This window comes from Actimicrobium sp. CCI2.3, assembly GCF_035019065.1.
Classification (GTDB): Bacteria; Pseudomonadota; Gammaproteobacteria; order Burkholderiales; family Burkholderiaceae_D; genus Actimicrobium.
Map to the genome: position 1 here is coordinate 146,118 of NZ_JASJWR010000003.1, position 19,935 is coordinate 166,052.

14 protein-coding genes are annotated in these 19,935 nt (G+C 57.2%); 10 read left to right on the top strand and 4 right to left on the bottom strand.

Annotation, left to right across the window (positions count from 1 at the left end; genetic code table 11):
- Nucleotides 1-63 precede the first annotated feature (63 nt).
- From QN370_RS03065 to QN370_RS03090, 6 genes are all read left to right on the top strand, one after another.
- Nucleotides 64-2,142: a 3-hydroxyacyl-CoA dehydrogenase NAD-binding domain-containing protein gene (locus QN370_RS03065; protein WP_322125667.1), complete on the top strand. Its 2,079-nt coding sequence runs from the start codon at nt 64-66 to the stop codon at nt 2,140-2,142.
- Nucleotides 2,143-2,296: 154 nt separating this feature from the next.
- On the top strand, nt 2,297-2,497 hold the full coding sequence (locus QN370_RS03070) for a YjfB family protein (RefSeq protein WP_322125668.1): 201 nt from the start codon (nt 2,297-2,299) through the stop codon (nt 2,495-2,497).
- Between the two features lie 578 nt (nt 2,498-3,075).
- Nucleotides 3,076-4,443, top strand: a complete 1,368-nt coding sequence (gene ltrA, locus QN370_RS03075; RefSeq protein WP_322125669.1) for a group II intron reverse transcriptase/maturase — start codon at nt 3,076-3,078, stop codon at nt 4,441-4,443.
- Between the two features lie 393 nt (nt 4,444-4,836).
- Entirely contained in the window at nt 4,837-5,127 is a 291-nt protein-coding gene (locus QN370_RS03080) for a nucleotidyltransferase family protein (protein ID WP_322125670.1), read from the top strand.
- Nucleotides 5,124-5,492 (top strand): DUF86 domain-containing protein, encoded by a 369-nt coding sequence (locus QN370_RS03085; RefSeq protein ID WP_322125671.1) that lies wholly within the window; start codon nt 5,124-5,126, stop codon nt 5,490-5,492. The genes QN370_RS03080 and QN370_RS03085 overlap by 4 nt, the downstream gene beginning before the upstream one ends.
- A 531-nt stretch (nt 5,493-6,023) precedes the next feature.
- Complete coding sequence (locus QN370_RS03090) at nt 6,024-8,294, top strand: penicillin-binding protein 1A (protein ID WP_416172093.1); 2,271 nt, start codon at nt 6,024-6,026, stop codon at nt 8,292-8,294.
- On the opposite strand, the gene QN370_RS03095 is transcribed toward QN370_RS03090, so the two are convergent.
- Together QN370_RS03095 and rarD are read right to left on the bottom strand one after the other, a co-directional pair.
- Nucleotides 8,282-9,523 carry a TIGR03862 family flavoprotein gene (locus tag QN370_RS03095; RefSeq protein WP_322125672.1) on the bottom strand — a complete coding sequence of 414 codons (1,242 nt, stop codon included), beginning with the start codon at nt 9,521-9,523 and terminating at the stop codon, nt 8,282-8,284. The genes QN370_RS03090 and QN370_RS03095 overlap by 13 nt on opposite strands.
- A 1-nt stretch (nt 9,524) precedes the next feature.
- Entirely contained in the window at nt 9,525-10,421 is an 897-nt protein-coding gene (gene rarD / locus QN370_RS03100; protein ID WP_322125673.1) for an EamA family transporter RarD, read from the bottom strand.
- 156 nt (nt 10,422-10,577) lie between these two features.
- On the opposite strand from rarD, the gene QN370_RS03105 reads away from it, so the two are divergent.
- A complete protein-coding gene (locus QN370_RS03105; RefSeq protein ID WP_322125674.1) occupies nt 10,578-11,303 on the top strand; it encodes an RNA pseudouridine synthase in 726 nt (241 codons plus the stop codon).
- A gap of 190 nt (nt 11,304-11,493) precedes the next feature.
- Here the strand turns inward: QN370_RS03105 and QN370_RS03110 are convergent, their stop codons facing one another.
- Nucleotides 11,494-13,743, bottom strand: coding sequence for a YgiQ family radical SAM protein (locus tag QN370_RS03110; protein WP_416172094.1), 2,250 nt, complete (start codon nt 13,741-13,743; stop codon nt 11,494-11,496).
- A gap of 240 nt (nt 13,744-13,983) precedes the next feature.
- Here QN370_RS03110 and QN370_RS03115 point away from each other — a divergent pair, with 240 nt between their 5' ends.
- Together QN370_RS03115 and QN370_RS03120 are read left to right on the top strand one after the other, a co-directional pair.
- The gene (locus QN370_RS03115; RefSeq protein WP_322125675.1) at nt 13,984-15,033 is read left to right on the top strand and encodes an ABC transporter substrate-binding protein; all 1,050 of its coding nucleotides are present in this window, start codon (nt 13,984-13,986) and stop codon (nt 15,031-15,033) included.
- Nucleotides 15,034-15,038: 5 nt separating this feature from the next.
- The gene (locus QN370_RS03120; protein WP_322125676.1) at nt 15,039-16,778 is read left to right on the top strand and encodes a diguanylate cyclase domain-containing protein; all 1,740 of its coding nucleotides are present in this window, start codon (nt 15,039-15,041) and stop codon (nt 16,776-16,778) included.
- A 61-nt stretch (nt 16,779-16,839) separates the two neighbouring features.
- On the opposite strand, the gene QN370_RS03125 is transcribed toward QN370_RS03120, so the two are convergent.
- On the bottom strand, nt 16,840-17,751 hold the full coding sequence (locus tag QN370_RS03125; protein ID WP_322125677.1) for a Tim44 domain-containing protein: 912 nt from the start codon (nt 17,749-17,751) through the stop codon (nt 16,840-16,842).
- 577 nt (nt 17,752-18,328) lie between these two features.
- Between QN370_RS03125 and QN370_RS03130 the strand changes: the two genes are divergently transcribed.
- Nucleotides 18,329-19,843: a glycosyltransferase family 39 protein gene (locus tag QN370_RS03130; protein ID WP_322125678.1), complete on the top strand. Its 1,515-nt coding sequence runs from the start codon at nt 18,329-18,331 to the stop codon at nt 19,841-19,843.
- Nucleotides 19,844-19,935 lie beyond the last annotated feature (92 nt).

The following is a 19,935-nucleotide window of genomic DNA, read 5'->3' on the forward strand; positions in this document are numbered from 1 at the left end:
CTGCAAGCATTCCGGATTGCCTGCCGGGATTGCCCCAACGACACCCAACTACAAGGAAGAGACATGACAGCTCAATACCAGGTCCATGGCGCGGTTGCCATCATTACCCTCGACAATCCTCCGGTCAACGGACTGGGTCTGTCGACCCGCACGGCAGTCGTTGCCGGCGTGCAGAAAGCCCTCGCCGATGCAGCCGTCAAGGCCATCATTCTCACTGGTGCCGGCAAGGCTTTTTCCGGTGGCGCTGATATCAAGGAATTCAATTCGCCAAGCGCGTTTGCCGAGCCATCGTTACATACCCTGATCGAGGTCGTCGAGTCCGCCAGCAAGCCGGTCATCGCCGCGATCCATAGCGTGTGCATGGGCGGCGGGCTGGAGCTGGCGCTGGGTTGTCATTACCGCGTCGCGAGTCCGGGTGCGCAGATCGCGCTGCCGGAAGTCAAGCTCGGCATCTTGCCGGGCGCGGGTGGCACGCAACGTTTGCCACGGGCAGTTGGTCTCGAACTGGCGCTGAACATGATCGTCTCGGGCACCCCGATCGCCTCCGAAAAACTGGCGCACACCGCATTGTTCAGCAAGCTCATTGATGGCGATCTGATGGAAGGTGCGCTGGCCTTCGCCGACAGTGTTGCCGATGCCCGGCCGCTGCCAAAAGTGCGTGACGTCAAGGTCGACTATCCGAACTACGAAGCCTTCCTGCAGTTCTCCCGCAATACCGTCAAGGCCATGTCGGGACCGTATCCGGCACCGCTGAAATGCGTCGAGGCGGTGGCCGCTTCGGTCACGATGAAATTTGATGATGGCATCAAGTTTGAACGTAACCTGTTCATCGAACTGGTCCAGACCACCGAATCGAAAGCGCTGCGCCATGCCTTCTTCGGCGAACGTGCTGCCAGCAAAATCCCGGATGTGCCGGCCGATACACCGGTGCGTGCAATCAAGTCGGCTGCCGTGATCGGTGCCGGCACAATGGGGGGCGGCATTGCGATGAACTTTGTCAATGCCGGTATTCCGGTGATGCTGCTCGAGACCAGGCAGGAAGCGCTCGACAAGGGCATTGCGACGATTCGCAAGAACTACGAAAACACGATGAAGAAGGGCAAGCTGACGCAAGAGAAATTTGACCAGCGCGTCGGCATGATCAGCGGCACGCTGAACTACGCCGATATCGGTCAGGCCGACATCGTCGTTGAAGCCGTCTTTGAAGACATGGGCGTCAAGGAAACCGTGTTCCGCAAGCTTGATGAAGTCATGAAGCAAGGCGCGATTCTGGCCTCGAACACCTCGACGCTCGATGTCGACCAGATCGCCTCGTTCACGAAGCGCCCGCAAGATGTGATCGGTACCCACTTTTTCAGTCCGGCCAACGTCATGAAGCTGCTCGAAATCGTGCGCGGCAAGGCCACCGCCAAGGACGTGCTGGCGACCACGCTGGCGCTGTCGAAGAAGATCAAGAAGACCGGTGTGGTCTCGGGTGTCTGTGACGGTTTTATCGGCAACCGGATGATCGAGCAATACAGCCGTCAGGCCGGATTCCTGATCGAAGAGGGCGCGTTGCCGGAGCAAGTCGACAAGGCGGTCGAGAAGTTCGGCTTTGCGATGGGACCGTTCCGCATGGGCGATCTGGCCGGCAATGATATCGGCTGGTATATCCGCAAGCGGCGTTACGTTGAAAAGCCAGAGATCATTTATTCAAAGACCGCCGATCTGCTGTGCGAACTGGGTCGCTATGGTCAGAAGACCGGTGCCGGCTGGTACGACTACAAGGCTGGCGATCGCAAGGCGTATGCCTCGTCGCTCGTCAACGACATGATCATCCAGCACTCGGCCGACATCGGTGTCGAGCGCCGCAAGATCAGCGATCAGGAAATCATCGAGCGGCTGGTGTACTCGCTGGTCAATGAAGCGGCGCATATCCTCGAAGAAGGGATCGCGATGCGCGCCTCGGATATCGACATGGTCTATCTGACCGGTTATGGCTTCCCGGTGTTTCGTGGCGGACCGATGTTTTACGCGGATACGGTCGGCTTGCCGAACGTGCTGATGGCGATGGAAAAGCTGGCCAAGGGTCGACACGGTGATGCCTGGGCTCCGGCTCCATTGCTGGTAAAACTGGCTGCTGAAGGCAAGACATTTAACTGACACTAGGTGCACTGTCCGAAAAGCATCGCCGCGGCGATGCTTTTTAACTTCAGGTAGATAGTCGTGAATGACTGAAAAAATTGTGGCCTGACGGTTAAAGTCGTGGAGTGCGCGTGCCGTTATCGTGTTAGTGCAGTAATTACCGGAGAGCATCATGAACGTTAGTTCCACAGCCAGTCTGTCCACGAATTTGTCCACGGAGAAAACCCAGCAGGCCATCGGTATCGCGGTCCTCAAAAGAGCGCTTGATAATGATGCGTCCACCGCTAGCGCCTTACTCGATGCCTTGCCGGCCGTACCTACCACCAGCAATTTGCCATCCAATCTGGGGCGCAATATCAATACGACGGCCTGATAGGTTCTGCGAGAAACGTATCCCTCGAAATTGTTTTTGATTAAAACCAGATGCAGTGCCAATGGCCACCCTGTATGCCCTGACAGGAATGCTTCCAAAGTTGGTAAAAGCGAAGTGTCAGTTTCCAGCCTTGTTGATGCTCAAAATGCCTCGTTGATCGGGGCATTTTTATTCCTGGTGCGCCCAGCATGGGCGCACTCCTGCGGGTGAAAGTCCCGCCGTAAGCTGACCACAGCGAACGAAGTGAAGCGCAACTGCACGAGGGTGACCGAGTGTGGAAAGGAAGCGTGGAGCATAAATCATGAGCCGATGGACAAGAACCGCATAGAAGGCGCTGCCGATCAGGGCGAGCGGGCCGGAAACCGCGAAGCTCTTGTGGTCAAGGATCAGGCGGCGTAGATGCGGCGGTTGTGTGATGAAGGAGTGCGGCCCTTACCTGGGGACGCCCCGCCTTGTGCCTGAAAGGGCGACGATGTGAGTCGGAGCGGGGTCTCAGCAGAGGTCATAGTAGTCGGAGGTAGCGCCGGAGAGGCTCAACCCCGCCGACGAAGGACCGAACGAGTAGGAGTGATTCCGATATGTCGATGCAGAAAGCAACGCGTCAGATGCCCGCCAATGCGGGGCGGGAGGCCGATGGGCGCGGTGAAGCCATGCCTGATGCCTCCAGCGACGAAGCGTTCTGCCCGCGACATGCAACCGGAGGCACGGGGTCAGCGCTGCTGCAAGCGGCGCTGACGACAGAGAACCTGCGGCGGGCGTTCAAGCGTGTGCGTGCCAACAAGGGAGCGGCTGGCGTGGATGGACTGGATATCAACCAGACCTCGCGCCATCTGGCGACTGCGTGGCCGGACATCCGGGAACAACTGCTGGCAGGGACGTATCGGCCTAGTCCGGTGCGTCGGGTGACGATCCCGAAACCTGATGGTGGCGAGCGTGAGCTTGGCATTCCGACGGTGACGGATCGCCTCATCCAGCAAGCACTGCTACAGGTGCTGCAACCGATACTTGACCCCACTTTTAGCGAGCATAGCTACGGCTTTCGTCCGGGAAGGCGTGCGCAAGACGCGGTGTTAGCCGCTCAAGCGTATGTCCAATCCGGTCTGCGTGTCGTGGTTGATGTTGACTTGTCGAAATTCTTCGACAGGGTCAATCATGACATCCTGATCGACCGTCTGCGCAAACGCCTCGACGACGCAGGAGTGATCCGGCTGGTCCGTGCGTATCTGAACAGCGGCATCATGGAGGGTGGCGTGGTGCAATCACGCCGCGAGGGAACGCCGCAGGGCGGTCCCTTGAGTCCGCTACTGGCCAACGTGATGCTCGATGAAGTGGACAAGGAACTAGAACGGCGCGGCCATCGCTTCGCGCGCTACGCCGACGATGCGAACGTGTATGTGCGCAGCGTGCGGGCGGGTGCGCGAGTGATGGCGCTGCTACGGCGCTGTTATGCCAAGTTGCACCTCGTGGTCAACGAAAGCAAGAGTGCTGTGGCCAGCGTCTTCGGTCGCAAGTTTCTCGGTTATAGCCTCTGGGTGGCGCGTGGGGGCGAAGTCAAACGCAAGGTGGCCAAGAAGCCCCTGGAAACGTTTAAACAACGGATTCGGGAGCTGACCGGCCGTTCCGCCGGGCGCAGTATGGCCCAAACGATACAGCGACTTCGTTCCTATATGCTGGGGTGGAAAGGCTACTTCAATCTGGCGCAGACTCCCAGGGTCTGGCGGAGACTTGATGAATGGCTGCGTCACAGGCTGCGGGCTATCCAGCTCAAGCACTGGAAACGTGGAACAACCATGTATCGGGAACTGCTGAACCTTGGGGCGGCACCGTCGGTGGCAAAACAAGTGGCGGTCAATAGCCGCCGCTGGTGGCGCAACAGCGATAGATTGCTGAAAACAGTGATGACTATCGGCTATTTCGACCGACTGGGAGTACCTCGCCTGTCTTGACCTCAACGACTCGAACCGCCCGGTGCGGACCCGCATGCCGGGTGGTGTGGCAGGGGACCGGCCAGTTATACTGACCGCCCCTATGCCGATTGTTCGCCGCTTACATCCCAGTGAGAGATATAAACAGGTCGGCGCAACAGTGACTGAGTAAAATGGCGAGAGTTTGGTCAGGCCAACATCGTCTTTTTGCTGAAGTAAGTTCAACTGTAGCTTTTCGCCATGTCACCTTGGCCACGCGGCACAAAATTGCATAGAATTTGTGCAGATGTGTGATTGACTACGGACATAAAACTATTTTGTTAAGTGAAATTGACAGTTTCTGACCGAGTAATCGATCCAATCTACTGTCACCAGTGATGGTGGCTGATGGTCTTACAGCGACGAAGGAAAATCATGAAACCATCTGACGCACTAATTCAACACAGAGAAAAAATAAGGGCGATAATTTTCGCTCATCACGGTTTAAATCCGCGTGTTTTCGGTTCTACCGTTCGAGGCGAAGATACAGAAAAAAGTGATCTGGATATATTAATTGATCCAATGCCAGAAACGACTTTTTTTGATATTGGTGCCATGCGCCGAGAACTTCGATTACTGCTAGGTGTCGCTGTAGATATTCTCACGCCAAGGGGACTTCCCGAAAAAATCCGGATCGAGGTGCTATCTGAAGCCGTAGCAATATGAGTCACAAAAAGCTGCTGATCAGCGATTTTTTGGGACACATTCAAGAGTCAATTGAGCGTATTCAACGATATACCTGTGATCTCGATGAGAGCGGTTTTTTATCTAATAGTTTAGTTCAAGATGGCGTGATTCGGAATTTTGAAATTATCGGTGAAGCTAGCCGAAATATTGAACGTAATTATCCAGATTTTGCTGCTGAGCATTCCTACCTGCCGTTGATTGATGCTTACGATATGCGTAATGCACTCTCTCACGGATATTTTAATGTTGATCTTGAAGTCGTGTTCAGGACCGTTGAACGAGATTTGCCGCAATTACACATCCAAATTGTTCACTTAATTAGTATGTTGAATCAAACGCCATAAGTCCAAATATTCATAATAATTGCCGATTTATTGATAATCACAATTTGCCTTTATTACTGTAATCGTCTGCACGGCGATATCTTAGTGTTCGTCGTCTTTTGCTCCATCTTCACCGCTCAGTTGTTCATGAAATCCGCAGTAGTCAAGGACAAAGCACCTCTGCCAAGCCGCTGGTCCCACCCGTCTAGCGAGTGCATCACCGCCTCCGATTCGATGTCATCTCAGAACACCGTTCGGTTTTTGAGGCAGGAATAGATCGCGAGCCCAATTTGGCTTCATGCTGTATGAAAAGGTAACGATCGCGGATGGCATAAAAAACTGGTCTATACTTTTGTCCTTCGGAGGTCGAACCTTAATCCGTATCGATTCCTTTTCACTGCTTTCCTACCTGACCGGCACTCCCACCGTGTCCATATCACCTTGACCCGACCCGCTCCCGGACGTTCTCCGAAACGCACTTCCCGATCCTTAAAATACAAACTGCTTATCGCCTTTCTAGGCCTGTGCGGGCTGGGAGCACTGACTGTTTCCTTGCTTCTCGGCTATGCGTTTCTGATCATCGCTCCCAACATGCCCTCGCTCGACAGAGTGACCGACTACAAGCCGAAGATTCCGCTGCGTGTCTTCACTGCCGACAACGTGCTGATCGGTGAGTTCGGGGAAGAGCATCGTAATTTTCTGCCGATCAAACAGATTCCGGTGCAGATGAAAAATGCGGTGCTGGCAATCGAGGATAGCCGGTTCTACGAGCATGGCGGCGTCGATTTCGTGGGTCTGCTGCGCGCCGTCGTCAATGACCTCGGCGGCGGTTCGGCGCAGGGTGCATCGACCATCACGATGCAGGTCGCACGTAATTTTTTCCTGACCCGCGACAAGACGCTGAGCCGCAAGATGAACGAGATCATGCTGTCTTACAAAATCGAACGGACCTTGTCGAAAGACCAGATCCTCGAGTTGTACTTGAATGAAATCTATCTTGGCCAGCGTTCCTATGGTTTTGGCAGTGCGGCAAAAACGTATTTTGGCAAGCAGCTGGAGCAACTCAGCGTCGCGCAGTTCGCGATGCTGGCAGGTTTGCCGAAAGCGCCTTCGGCCTATAACCCGGTCGTCAATCCCAAGCGTGCCCATCTTCGTCAGCAATACATCTTGCAACGCATGCGTGAGCTCAACTTCATCACGGCAGAGCAATATCAGCAAGCCGTGGACGAAGACATCAAGGTTCGCCCTTCCGGCAAGTCCTACGCGATTCATGCCGAGTACGCCGCTGAAATGGTGCGCAAGATCATGTTTGCGGAGTACAAGGACGATATTTACACGAGTGGTTTTGATGTGGTGACCACCTTGCGGTCCAAGGATCAGGATGCCGCGTACCAGGCCTTGCGGCGCGGTGTGATGAATTACGAACGTCGTCATGGCTATCGTGGTCCGGAAGCCGTGATCACGCTGCCGTCGGACGACGAAGAGCGTCAGGATGCCATCGATGCCGTGCTGGACAAACATCCGGACAGCGATGAATTGCGCGCTGCGGTGGTAACGGCCGCGTCGCCAAAACTGGTCCGCGCGACCCTGCTGTCGGGTGACAGCATCGAACTCAGCGGCGACGGCTTGCGCTTCGCTGCGGCCGGACTCAATACCAAATCGGCGGCAGCCTTGCGCATCGTTCCGGGTTCGGTGATTCGCATCAGTGAGGATGACAAACAGCGCTGGAGCATCGTCCAGTTACCCAATGTCTCCGCCGCATTCGTTGCGCTCGATCCGCAAAGCGGTGCCTACCGTGCGCTGGTGGGTGGCTTCGATTTCAATCTGAACAAGTTCGATCACGTCACGCAGGCATGGCGACAACCGGGTTCGAGTATCAAGCCATTCATTTATTCGGCGGCACTGGAAAAAGGTTTTGGTCCCGGCACGCTGATCAACGATGCGCCACTCTCCATTCCCGCCGTAGGCGGCACGCCATTATGGGAGCCGCAAAATGACGACAACGTCTACGATGGCCCGGTCACGATGCGCATGGCGCTGGCCAAGTCGAAGAACGTGGTCTCGGTCCGCGTGCTGCAGGCCATCACCGCCCAGGCGGCGCGGGACCACATGGGACGCTTTGGATTTGATGTCAACAAGCAGCCCAATAATCTGACGCTGGCACTGGGAACAGGGCTGGTCACGCCCGGTCAGATGGCCGGCGCTTACGCGGTGTTTGCCAACGGTGGTTATCAGGTCTCGCCTTATCTGATCCAGACGGTGACCGATGCACGCGGCAAGTTGTTATCGCAGGCCAAGCCGGTACTGGTGGGCGAGGAGTCAGTCCGGGTAATCGATGCCCGCAATGCGTTCATCATGGACAGCATGCTGCGCGACGTGACGCGTTACGGCACGGGTGCCGCCGCCTCTCGACTCGGACGCACCGACCTGGCAGGCAAGACCGGCACCACGAACGATTCCATTGATGGCTGGTTTGCCGGTTACGGCGGTGACATGGTCGCGGTCGCCTGGATGGGATATGACAATCCGAAGTCGCTGGGTAGTCGCGAATTCGGTTCGACGCTGGCATTGCCGGTCTGGATGAGCTTCATGCAGTCCGAGTTACGCGGCAAACCGATGGCGCTGCAAGGTGTGCCGGGAGGCCTCAATCGTGACTATGGCGATTGGGCTTATAACGAATATGCGCAGGGTGGCGGAGTGCGCTCGCTCGGTCTCGACGAGCCGGGAGCCACGCCACCCCCGTTTGAAACAGGTATCTTCGGCGAGCGGATCATCCCGCCCGATCCGTCAGCAACCCGCATGAAAGAGCTTTACGGTTTCTGATCCAGCCATTGCAAGACACCGCGCGCCGCATGGCGTCCGGTGCCGAAGCAAGCGGTGAGCAGGTAGCCGCCAGTCGGCGCTTCCCAGTCGAGCATTTCGCCTGCGCAAAATACGCCAGGTACTGCCTGCGTCATCAAGCCGGCATCCAGTCCTTCAAAGCGCACGCCACCGGCACTGCTGATGGCTTCGTCGATCGGACGGACTGCTGTCAGTGTTAGCGGTAATGACTTGATTGCGCCAGCCAGTGCCAGCGGATTGGCGAATGCTGGTTTTTCCAGCAGTTCGCGCAGCAACCCCATCTTGACTCCCGTCAGTCCGACCCGGCTTTGCAGGTGACTGGCCAGCGAGCGCGATCCGCGCGGATGATCGACTTCCGCCAGGACCCGGTCGGCATCCTTGCCCGGTGTCAGATCAAGTCGAATCGTGACCGAACCGTTGGCGTTAATCTGGTCGCGCAAGGTCGCTGAAATCGCATAAACCAGACTGCCTTCGATGCCATTGGCGCTGATCATGCATTCGCCGGCGCGGCTGTGCGCGACACCCGCTCCATCGGTCCAGTGGATGACGATGGACTTCAGCGGATGACCGGCGAATTTTTCCGTGAAGTGGGGTGTCCAGCCGACATCGAAGCCACAGTTGGACGCTTGCAGCGGAGCGACGGCGATCCCTCTTTCGCCCAGCCACGGCACCCAGGCGCCGGTCGAACCGAGACGCTTCCAGCTGCCGCCACCGAGTGCCAGCACGACCGCGTCCGGCTGGCAGGTCAGCACACCGTCCGGATGATCAAATACCAGTGCGCCATCGGCATCCCAGCCGCGCCACGTATGGCGCATATGAAAGCGCACACCCGCGTCGCGCAAGCGATGCAGCCAGGCGCGCAGGAGCGGCGCGGCTTTCATGTCAACCGGAAAAATGCGTCCCGACGAGCCAACAAAGGTCGCAATCCCGAGGCCATCGCACCACGCGCGCAATGTCGTGGCATCGAATGCATCGAGCATGGGTTGCAGGGCAGGGCCGCGTTCGGCATAACGGGACTGGAACGCCGGCGCGGGTTCGGCGTGCGTCAGGTTCAGGCCACCTTTTCCGGCGAGCAGGAATTTGCGGCCGACCGAGGGCATGGCATCGTACAGATCGACGCGGACACCGGCCGCGACCAGCGTTTCAGCGGCCATCAAACCGGCTGGCCCGCCACCGATGACGACGGCGTGGTGTGCTTGGGAAGGAGGCATGTCAGCTTTCAGTCGTTACAGGGAAGTTGCGAACGCGCCAGGCGCGCCAGACGCCTTCGCCGGAGTAGACGACCAGCGCCGACCAGATCGCTGCAAAACCAATGAGCCGATCGCCGCTAAACGGTTCGTTGTAGAGCAGGACGCCGAGCGCCAGTTGCAAGCTGGGACCGATGTATTGCAGCAGGCCCAGCGTTGACATCGGGATCCGGCGCGCGCCAGCGGCAAACAACAGCAATGGAATCGCGGTGATCGGACCGGCTGCCATTAACAGCCATTGCGATTGCGTGGACGCGTCGAGGAAAGCGTTCTGCTGATGCAGAGTCAGCCACGCCAGCGCGGCCAGTGCAAACGGAAACAGCAGCAAGGTTTCCAGCGACAAGCCTTCGAGCGGCCCGAGTTTTGCCGTCTTGCGCATCAGCCCGTAAAAGCCGAAAGTCACCGCCAGCGTCAGCCCGATCCACGGTGGCTGGCCGGTGATCCACGTCAGCCAGGCAACGCCGCACGCGGCCAGTGCGACGGCCACCCACTGGACGCCGCGCAGGCGTTCGCCCAGCACGACATAACCGAGCAGCACGTTGACCAGCGGATTAATGAAATAGCCCAGGCTGGAATCAATGATGCGGCCACTATTGACGGCCCAGATATAAACGAACCAGTTAGTCGACAGCAGTACGGCGCTGAGCATGAAGGCCCCCAGCACCTTGGGTTGACGCAGGGCGTCGCCCAGCCATGACCATTGCTTGCGCCAGACCAGTACGCACAACAGGAATAGCAGCGACCAGACCATCCGGTGCAACATGATTTGTGTCGGGGCAATACTTTGCAGGGCTTTGAAGTACAGCGGAAGCAAGCCCCAGATCACGTAGGCGGTAGCGGCGTAGAGCATGCCTTTGCGCATGGATGAAAGTCTCGATAAGAAGGAGCGCGCGGCAATGCGGGCAGGGGCGCAATTATGCCACCGTAGACGCCTCTCCGGTCGCAATACTGGTTGTGGTCGTCCAGGCTTAGCCCGGTACAATGCGGTTCCATTTTTAACCGCTGAACCGAGCTTCTTATGACAGACACAATCCGCCTGGCCAAACGCGTTGCCGAAGAACTTGGCTGCTCCCGCACCGAGGCCGAGCAGTTCATTGAAGGTGGCTGGATTACGGTGGATGGCGTGCTGACCGAAGAAGCGGGCGCGCGGGTGGTTGCAGCGCAGGTCATCGCGTTGTTGCCCGATGCCGTGCCGGCACCGCTGGATCCGGTGACGATCCTGCTGCACAAGCCGGCAGGGCTGCGCACCATTGACGCGATTGATCCGGAGCAAGGCTGGATCACGCCTGCAACGATCGGCCCGGATGATCGTTCCGGCCTGCGTTTTTTGCGTCGTCACACCAGGGCACTGACGCTGACGAATCCGCTCGAAGACAGCGCCAGCGGTTTGCTGGTGCTGACACAGGACTGGCGCGTCGAACGTGCGCTGGTGCAGGAAGCCAATCGTATCGAGCAGGAGTTCGTCGTTGAGGTAATCGGGACGCTCGACGCCGCCGCAATGGAATTGCTGCAGCATGGCCTGAAATGGAATGGCAAGCCGATGACCTCAATGAAAGTAAGCTGGCAAAGCGAGCACACATTGCGCTTCGCGATCAAGGCCGCCGAGCGGGGGCAGATTCCGTACCTCTGCGAGAAGGTCGGTTTGCAGGTGGTGTCGATCAAGCGACTACGCATCGGACGCATGTCGATGGCAGCGCTGCCGGTGGGGCAGTGGCGGTATTTGCTCGGGTATGAACGGTTCTGAGAGCGGTGTCATCCCGTATGGTGCAATAACCGCAGGGCATTGCACCAAATGTACCGATCAACTTCGCCAGGACCAATAAACACCCAACCACAAGCAACGGGCCTTCGGGTCCCGTTCGTTACCGTCGTCGGACGGCGCGCGGGTCATAGTCCGCGGTGCAATGCCCTTCGGTTATTGCACCCTGCGATTTTTATTTTCGGCCGGTTCTGGCGACGGCGACCGGGCTCTTGCGAAGCGGCTTGGCCTGTGCACTTGGCGTGCGTGTGACGGCACCACCATCACGCGGTTTGTTTTGACCGAACTTTCTCGCTAATTTGTCCGGGCTGGGTGTTTCGCGCCGATGCTCGATGGCCATCAAGCCCGGTGTCGGTGCCGAGTGACGCGGCACCAGATGCTTCTCACCGCTGCCGATCAGGTCGGAACGCCCCATCCGCTGTAACGCTTCACGGATGATTTCCCAGTTATCAGGGTCGTGGTAGCGCAGGAATGCCTTGTGCAATTTACGGACTTTGCCGGTACGAACTGTCTCGACGGTTTCCGAGTCGGCTGTGACCTTACGCAGCGGGTTCTTACGGGTGTGATACATCGTCGTGGCCAGCGCCATCGGCGTTGGCATGAACGATTGCACCTTGTCCAGTCGGAAGTTGTTCTTCTTCAGCCAAAGCGACAGGTTCAGCATGTCTTCATCGGTGGTGCCCGGATGGGCGGCGATGAAGTACGGAATCAGGTATTGCTCCTTGCCGGCTTCTTTCGAGTATTTCTCGAACAATTCCTTGAACTGGTCGTAGGCACCCATGCCCGGCTTCATCATCTTCGAGAGCGGGCCTTCTTCGGAATGCTCGGGTGCGATTTTCAGCAAGCCGCCGACGTGGTGGGTGACGAGTTCCTTCACATATTCGGGCGAACGTACGGCGAGGTCGTAGCGCACGCCGGAGCTGATCAGGATTTTCTTGATGCCGGGAATCGCGCGCGCCTTGCGATACAGCTGGATCAGCTTGCTGTGGTCGGTGCCGAGGTTCGAGCAGATGGTCGGATAGACACACGACAGACGCCGGCACGATTCCTCGATACTTTTTTCCTTGCAGGCCAGCCGGTACATGTTGGCGGTCGGTCCACCCATGTCGGAAATGTTGCCGGTGAACCCTTTGGTCTTGTCGCGGATCAGTTCGATTTCGCGCAGGATCGATGGCTCGGAGCGGCTCTGGATGATGCGGCCTTCGTGTTCGGTAATCGAGCAGAAGGTGCAGCCGCCGAAGCAACCGCGCATGATGTTGACTGAAAACCGGATCATGTCCCACGCCGGGATCTTGGCCTTGCCATAGCTCGGGTGCGGCGCGCGGGCATAGTTCATGTCGTAGACGCCGTCCATCTCGTCCATCGCCAGCGGCAATGGTGGCGGATTGAGCCAGACATCGCGTTCGCCATGGGCCTGGACCATCGCACGGGCATTGCCGGGATTCGATTCGAGATGGAAGACCCGCGAGGCGTGGGCGTACAGTACCGGATCATCCTTGATGGCGTCATAGCCGGGCAGACGGATGACGGTCTTGTTGCGGATTTCTTTCTGAGCCGCTTGGCGCTCTTCGCGACTCAGGATCAGGATCGGCTTGGCGACGATGGTCGGCTCGGCGTTGGCGGTGCCGCAGCTGGTCGGTTCCTTGGTTTTCATTTCGTACGGATCGGGATGCGCTTCGACGCGGCCCGGGGTATCGACCCGCGTCGAGTTGGCTTCGGTCCAGTCATCAGCCGGCAACCAGCCACGCGAGACCATGAATGCCGTACCGCGCAGGTCGCGGATTTCCTTGATCGGTTCGCCGGCAGCGAGGCGATGTGTCAGGTCGACCAGCGCCCGTTCGGCATTGCCGAACAGCAGGATGTCGGCCTTAGAATCTGGCAGCACCGAGCGGCGCACTTTGTCCGACCAGTAATCGTAATGGGCGATGCGACGCAGGCTGGCCTCGATGCTGCCGATGACGACGTTGATCTCGGGATACGCTTCGCGCACGCGCTGGGCATAGACCACCAGGGCGCGATCGGGCCGTTTGTTTGCTTCGCCATGCGGTGTGTAGGCGTCATCCGTACGGATCTTGCGATCGGATGTATACCGATTGACCATTGAATCCATGTTGCCGGCCGTGACGCCAAAATACAGGTTGGGCCTGCCAAGTGCGCGGAAGGCATCGACGGACAACCAGTCAGGTTGCGCAATGATACCGACGCGAAAGCCCTGTGCTTCCAGCAAGCGACCGATCAAGGCCATGCCGAAGCTGGGGTGATCGATATAGGCATCCCCGGTCACCAGAATCACATCGCAGGAGTCCCATCCCAGAACGTCCATTTCTGCGCGCGACATCGGCAGGAAAGGGGCGGGTTTGCCAAGCGCGGGACGGTTGGCAACGCGGTGGGCGGGATAGGCGAACAGGTTTTTCGGGGATTCCATAAGCGTTGCGTCCGCAGGTGAGGCGGGTTGAGGTCCATGTTGGGAATCGCGCAGTATGACAGCTTTAACCTGACCCGCGTTGACGGTCATGCGCAGACCGGCGAATAACTCACTTTGTTGCTTGACGGTTTTGTTATGTTAGGTTCTACTTCCGGCACGCAGAGTGGGTCATGTCGACGGTTCTATTACTCCTCACGGCTTTACCAGGTTGCCACCATCGTTCGTCTTGGACTCCTTTGTATGACATTTTCACTTTCACATGTTCGGTTGCTGTGCCTGGTCCTGGTGCTGAGCTGCGTCCAGTTTGGCGGAAGCGTTCATGCCGAGTCGATATTGCGCGTGCTGGCCTGGCCAGGCTATGCGGATGCCGATGTGGTGACCGCGTTTGAAAAAAAAACGGGCGCACGCGTTGAGGTTACGTTCGTCAACACCGATGACGAACTCTGGACCAGGCTGTCAAGAAACAATGGCGGTGATTTCGATGTCTTTGCAGTCAACACCGCGGAGCTGCAGCGTTACATCGACAAGGGTTTGAGTGCGCCACTGAACCTGGCCGAGATTCCCAATCAGGCCCGCCAGTTACCCCGGTTTCGTTACACCTCTTCCATCCCGGGCCTGATGCGCGGCCAGCACCTCTACGCCATACCGTTCACCTTTGCCGAGATGGGATTGATCTACAACCGCAAACTGGTGACGCAGGAGCCGGTATCGATGGAGGCGATGTGGGACCCGCGCTATCGCGGCAAGGTCCTGGCTTACAGTGGCAGTGTGCACAATTTTTCCATCGCCGCGATGATTGACGGCAGCAAGAATCCGTTTAACTTGACTGCGGAGGAGTTACGCGCTGCCAGCCGGAGACTTGTCGGGTTGCGCCGCAATGTGCTGGGGTTCTATTCGTCGCCGGAAGAAGCGGTCAAGTTGTATCTGGAGAACGATGTGGCATTGGTGTTTGCAAACTTTGGCACGCAGCAAGTTCAGGCTTTACGCGATGCCGGTGCCGACGTCGGTTACGCGGTGCCGAAGCAAGGTGCACTGGCATGGCTGGATTGCTGGTCGATCACGGTGCGAGCCCGCTCCCCCCGACTGGCGGCGAAATGGATCGATGCGACTTTGCAAGCCGACGCCAGTACCCGTTTCAGCGAACGACACGGTCTTGCCAACACGGTGACGATGACTTCGTTGAGCAACTCGGGCGACAAACTGGTCTGGCTGCAACCACCCGAAGATGCGGATCAACGGCATGCGCTCTGGACCCGCATTATGTCGGGTGACATCTTGCGGAAGTTTTGATCATCATGCGTCTCGGAGTCGGATTTAAATTAGGTATCTGGTTAGCCCTGTTCGGTATTTTGTCGACAGCGCTGACGGGCTACTACGCCTACTCGAAAAGCAGAGAATTGCTGATTGCCGCGGCGGAAGACAAGTTGTTGACCGCCACCGATGTGTTGGGGCAGCGCTTTCTCGACTCGCTGATACCGATTACCGAAGACCTCAGCATGATCGTCTCGCTACCTGCATTGACGGCATTGGCCGATGGCGTCGCCGGAGCGGACCTTGAAAAACGTCATCATGCCAAGCTCGAAGAGGTCTTCGCCAGCATGCTCAAGTCGCGCGTCGATTACGTCCAACTGCGCGTTATCGGCGTGGCGGACTTTGGCAGGGAGTTAATCCGGACTGACAGAACAGGCAACGGAATTGAGGCGGTGAATAACGACGACTTGCAGGAGAAGGGGCACTTTCCCTATCTGTTTGAAGCCGTCAAGATGCGTGCCGGAGAATTTTATTTTTCAAAGATTAATCTCAATCGCGAGCGGCATTGGCAAGATGGATTCGATACGCCGACCTTGCGGATTGCCACGCAAGTGCGGGGCGCAGATGGCAAAGTATTCGGTATTGTCATCGTCAATGTTGATCTCAATCGTCTTTTCAGCCGGCTGCGCAGCAACCTGCCACGCAATATTGATCTTGTTCTGACCAACGACGAGGGCGACTATCTGATTCATCCGGACCAACGCAAGACTTTTGGCTTTGACCGCGGTCGGCGCATCCTGATTCAGGACGATATTGCCGACATCAAGTCCCTGCTCGAACCAGGGCCGGTAGGACATCTGCTGACACGCTCGAACATGGGTTCGAAAGAGGTCGCCAATGCGGGCGCGTTCGTCAGGGTACCCTTTGGTAGTGCAAGCCAGCCTTACTTTGTCCTGTTGGGACTGCAAACACCCCTCGGTCTCGTTTTGCGCGACAGCGAATTACTGGGAGTGACCATCATCCAGATTACCGTGTTGTGCAGCCTGGCTGCTGCCTGCCTGTCTTTCTTGCTGTCGTTTGTGCTGGCCAAACCGTTGAATGCGATGGCAACGGCAGTCAAGCAATTCGAGGTCGGCAAGGTGATTGTCAGTTTGCCGACCGAACGGGACGATGAAATTGGCTATCTGGCACGCAGCTTTCAGCTAATGAGCAATCGGCTCAGCAGTCAGGTGAGCGACCTGCAGGAACGCGAACACCATTTGCAGCATCTGGCACATCACGATCAATTGACGGGCTTGCCCAACCGGGCCATGTTTCAGCAGGCACTGGACGCGATGATCAATAAGGCTAGCGTTGAAGACAGCCGGTTTTGCCTGATGTTCATCGATCTTGACAAGTTCAAGCAGATCAACGACCAGCTCGGCCACGTCGTGGGCGACCAGGCGCTGCAACTGGCCGCATTGCGGATGCGGGCATCAGTGCGCAATGAAGATATCGTTGCGCGCCTGGGCGGCGATGAATTTACCATTCTGGTTAGCGACTTCCGGCACGAGTCCGATGTGACTGCCATGGCACTCAAACTGATCCATGTCTTTGATCAGACGTTTGTTGTCGATGGCCATGAGTTCGACATGACGTGCAGCATCGGCATCAGCATGTTTCCGCAGGATGGCAAGGATGCCGATCAGTTGCTCAATGCCGCGGATGCCGCGATGTACCGCGCCAAGCTGGGCAAGCGCAGCATGCTGGAATGGTTTAGCGATCTGTCGGGTAACGCGACCTGAAGATAAGTCATAAAAAAAGCCGCTCGTATCAGCGAGCGGCTTGAAAGGTAACGCAGTTACGTCAGTTCAGTTGCTGAATACCTGCCAGCACCCAGCCACCCTGACCATTGCGTGGCTTCGACAGATTCCAGACTTCGCTGAACGGTTGCGCAGGTGCGGTATCCGATTCTTTGATCAGGCCCGAAAACTTGACGCTGGCCAGATGGTCGTCATCGACGATTTCCATGCCCAGCAATTCTGCATCGAGTTGCACGACGTCGGTGTGGCTACCGGACGGCCCACGTTCCTGAATCTGCAAGCGCAGTTCGGCGAACATTTCTGGTGTGGTGAACTCACGCAGGTCGTTGATGTTGGCACTGTCCCAAGCTGATTGCAGGCGCACGAAATACGTCTTGGTGTGACGCAAAAAACCGTTCGTATCGAAATCTGCCGGTACGCCCCACGGGGCCTGGTCGCTGCCCTGAACATTCTGAGCCGTTGCGCCACCAAAACCGCCGCCGAAAGAGTTGTCCTCAGCCTGTGCATTACGCGAGCCAATCTCCGGAGTGAATCCGGTTTTAGCTGTGCCGGCATAAGCCGGCTGTGTCGCGTCCTGTCCGGATTGGCGCTTGACCATCCGGTAGATGAAGAAGCCCGCCGCCGCCAGCAAGCCCACCATCAGCATGGTGCTGATCATGCTGGCCATTGCTCCGCCCAGGCCCATGCTTGATAACAGCGCTCCTAGCCCAAGGCCAAGCAACGCCCCGCCTAGCATGCCGCGCCATGGACTGGCTGGTTTTGGCGGAACGGCTGCCGGCGAGCCCGGCCGGGCCGTGGTGTTGGCGGCCGACTGCGATGGTGCCTGGCGGTTGACGTTTTGCGACTGTTTGCCAAATGATCCGCCTCCACCCATCCGTTTTTGCGCCTCGGCTTCAGTCGCGGTAACGGCCAGTGATGTCATGACAATCATCATGGCCACAAAAAATTTCTTCATGATTCCTCCGGAAAAATAATGTGCTGTGAAGTACGGTCACAGCAGCCGTGTTTGAACTCCGGGGGGATTGTAGTGCGCGGTATGTTTTTGAAAAAGGGAAGATAAGGGAACTACTTGTTCTGATAAACGTATTTTATGCAGTCGTCTCATGCCCTTTGCGCAAGCGACTTTTGAGCGGCGACCTTTCGATGCCGTTTTGAATTGGCTTGGCATGATATCCAGCAACGAATTGTGTGGATGGGATGGTGCAAAATTGGTAGAGTCCGGCCTACTTCCCATGTAGTAACAACATAATTCCGTCACCGTTAAGGTTACGATGCCCTTTTCATTATTTCTTCGACCTGTGCCGACGGCCTTCATCCCGACTTCGTTCACGACGTCTAGTGCACGGTCATTGGTGACAAGCCTGCAGATGAACAATTTGTTGCCTTACGTATTGGTCGTGATGGTGTTCATTTTTTTGGGTTTGACCGGTCACGACCCATGGAAAGCGGATGAGGCTTATGTTTTCGGAGTGATTCACACGATCCTGGAGACAGGTAATTGGCTGATCCCTACTATTGCGGGTGAGCCCTTCATGGAAAAACCTCCTCTGTACTACTGGGTGGCGGCGGTGTGCGTCTATCTGCTCGGGGGCTGGATGGATCAACCTGATGCCGCGCGCATGGCGTCTGGTTTATTCATGACGATCAGTGCGTTCGCTATCGGGTCTGCAACGCATGCATGGTGGGGCAAAGGCGCGGGACGTTATGCGCCGCTGCTGTTGCTCGGCTGTCTGGGCACTTTGACGCAAACGCACATGATGATGCCGGACGTGCCACTGCTGACCGGTTTTGCCCTGTCGGCCTGGGGTTTGTCACGCATTCTGTCGCTGCCGAAGACGGGAGGGGTGTTGCTAGGCCTAGGCGTTGGTGTCACTTTTTTGTCCAAAGGCATACTTGGACCGGCAGTCATCGGCATGACTACACTGATGTTGCCAGTGTGTTTTAACGAGTGGCGCAACGGGCGGTATGCGCGCGGCCTCGTCGTTGCCTTTTTTGTCGCCTTACCCATGTTGTCCATTTGGCCGTTTCTTCTGCACGACCGCTCGCCTGGCCTGTTCATGGTCTGGTTCTGGGAAAACAACTTTGGCCGTTACTTTGGTTTCTCGGGCGTGCGTTCAGGCACGGAGCATCCGAAAGGATTCTGGCTGCAAACGTTACCGTGGTTCACGTTTCCTGCATTGCCACTGGCATTGTTTGCGCTATGGCGTCAGCGATTCGTGGCATTGACTCATCCGGCAATGCAATATGGACTGATCTCCACCCTGGTGATGTTGCTGGTACTGTCTTTTTCCGAGTCAGTCCGTGCCGTGTACGCCTTGCCGCTACTGGTTCCGCTAGCGATACTGGCAGCACCAGCGGTTTCGCATATTCCACAGCTGGCAGACTGGGCGTGGACGAAAATCAGTCAATGGTTATTCGGGCTGCTGGCCGCAGTAATCTGGCTGGGATGGGCCATCATGATGGCAACCGACGCAACCCCTGCCTGGCCGAGGCTGCTGCGCGTCTTGCCGTCCGACTTCATTCCGACGTTTGATCTGCCGATTTTTTTGATGGCGCTGACGCTAACCTGTGTTGCCTGGTGTGCGTGTCGTTGGTTTCGACGGTATCCGGCCTATGGGCTGACCACTTGGTTTACAGGGATGACGCTGACGTGGGCTTTACTGACAACGCTGTGGATGCCGTGGCTGGACTATGCAAAAAGCTATCAGCGCGTGTTCTCGGCAATTCCGTGGCCGTCCTCGGTCGATTGCGTTACCAGTATCGGCATGGGGGAAAGCGAGCGTGCAATGCTGAACTATGTGGCCCATCGCATTACGATCCGGCGTGAACTGTTCCCTGCGACTAAATGCCGTGCGCTCTTGATGCAAGGTTTTGTCGCAAGCGGCCCCGGAGAAGTTGACTTGTCTGTCTGGGAGCCCGTCTGGGACGGTGCACGGCCTGGAGATGAGTGGCAGCGTTTCTGGTTGTTCCGTAACCGCGTGGACGCTCCCATGCCGGACATCGCCAGCATCAAGTTCGACAAGAAGCTGGCATTGGAAGCGCGCTGATAGCGTCAACGTGCATTTGTGAGGGAGCGATCTCCAGTCCTTCTTGCACTGGGCGGTGCTTGCCGATCTCGACGCGTTACCCGCGATGCAGA

Excerpts from the sequence above, each read along its gene's own strand:
- QN370_RS03115 (WP_322125675.1), top strand. The coding sequence starts at position 13,984 with ATGACATTTTCACTTTCACATGTTCGGTTGCTGTGCCTGGTCCTGGTG.
- QN370_RS03085 (WP_322125671.1), top strand. The coding sequence starts at position 5,124 with ATGAGTCACAAAAAGCTGCTGATCAGCGATTTTTTGGGACACATTCAA.
- QN370_RS03120 (WP_322125676.1), top strand. The coding sequence starts at position 15,039 with ATGCGTCTCGGAGTCGGATTTAAATTAGGTATCTGGTTAGCCCTGTTC.
- QN370_RS03125 (WP_322125677.1), bottom strand. The coding sequence starts at position 17,751 with ATGAAGAAATTTTTTGTGGCCATGATGATTGTCATGACATCACTGGCC.
- QN370_RS03070 (WP_322125668.1), top strand. The coding sequence starts at position 2,297 with ATGAACGTTAGTTCCACAGCCAGTCTGTCCACGAATTTGTCCACGGAG.
- QN370_RS03065 (WP_322125667.1), top strand. The coding sequence starts at position 64 with ATGACAGCTCAATACCAGGTCCATGGCGCGGTTGCCATCATTACCCTC.
- QN370_RS03095 (WP_322125672.1), bottom strand. The coding sequence starts at position 9,523 with ATGCCTCCTTCCCAAGCACACCACGCCGTCGTCATCGGTGGCGGGCCA.
- rarD (WP_322125673.1), bottom strand. The coding sequence starts at position 10,421 with ATGCGCAAAGGCATGCTCTACGCCGCTACCGCCTACGTGATCTGGGGC.
- QN370_RS03130 (WP_322125678.1), top strand. The coding sequence starts at position 18,329 with ATGGAAAAACCTCCTCTGTACTACTGGGTGGCGGCGGTGTGCGTCTAT.
- QN370_RS03110 (WP_416172094.1), bottom strand. The coding sequence starts at position 13,743 with ATGGAATCCCCGAAAAACCTGTTCGCCTATCCCGCCCACCGCGTTGCC.
- ltrA (WP_322125669.1), top strand. The coding sequence starts at position 3,076 with ATGTCGATGCAGAAAGCAACGCGTCAGATGCCCGCCAATGCGGGGCGG.
- QN370_RS03105 (WP_322125674.1), top strand. The coding sequence starts at position 10,578 with ATGACAGACACAATCCGCCTGGCCAAACGCGTTGCCGAAGAACTTGGC.
- QN370_RS03080 (WP_322125670.1), top strand. The coding sequence starts at position 4,837 with ATGAAACCATCTGACGCACTAATTCAACACAGAGAAAAAATAAGGGCG.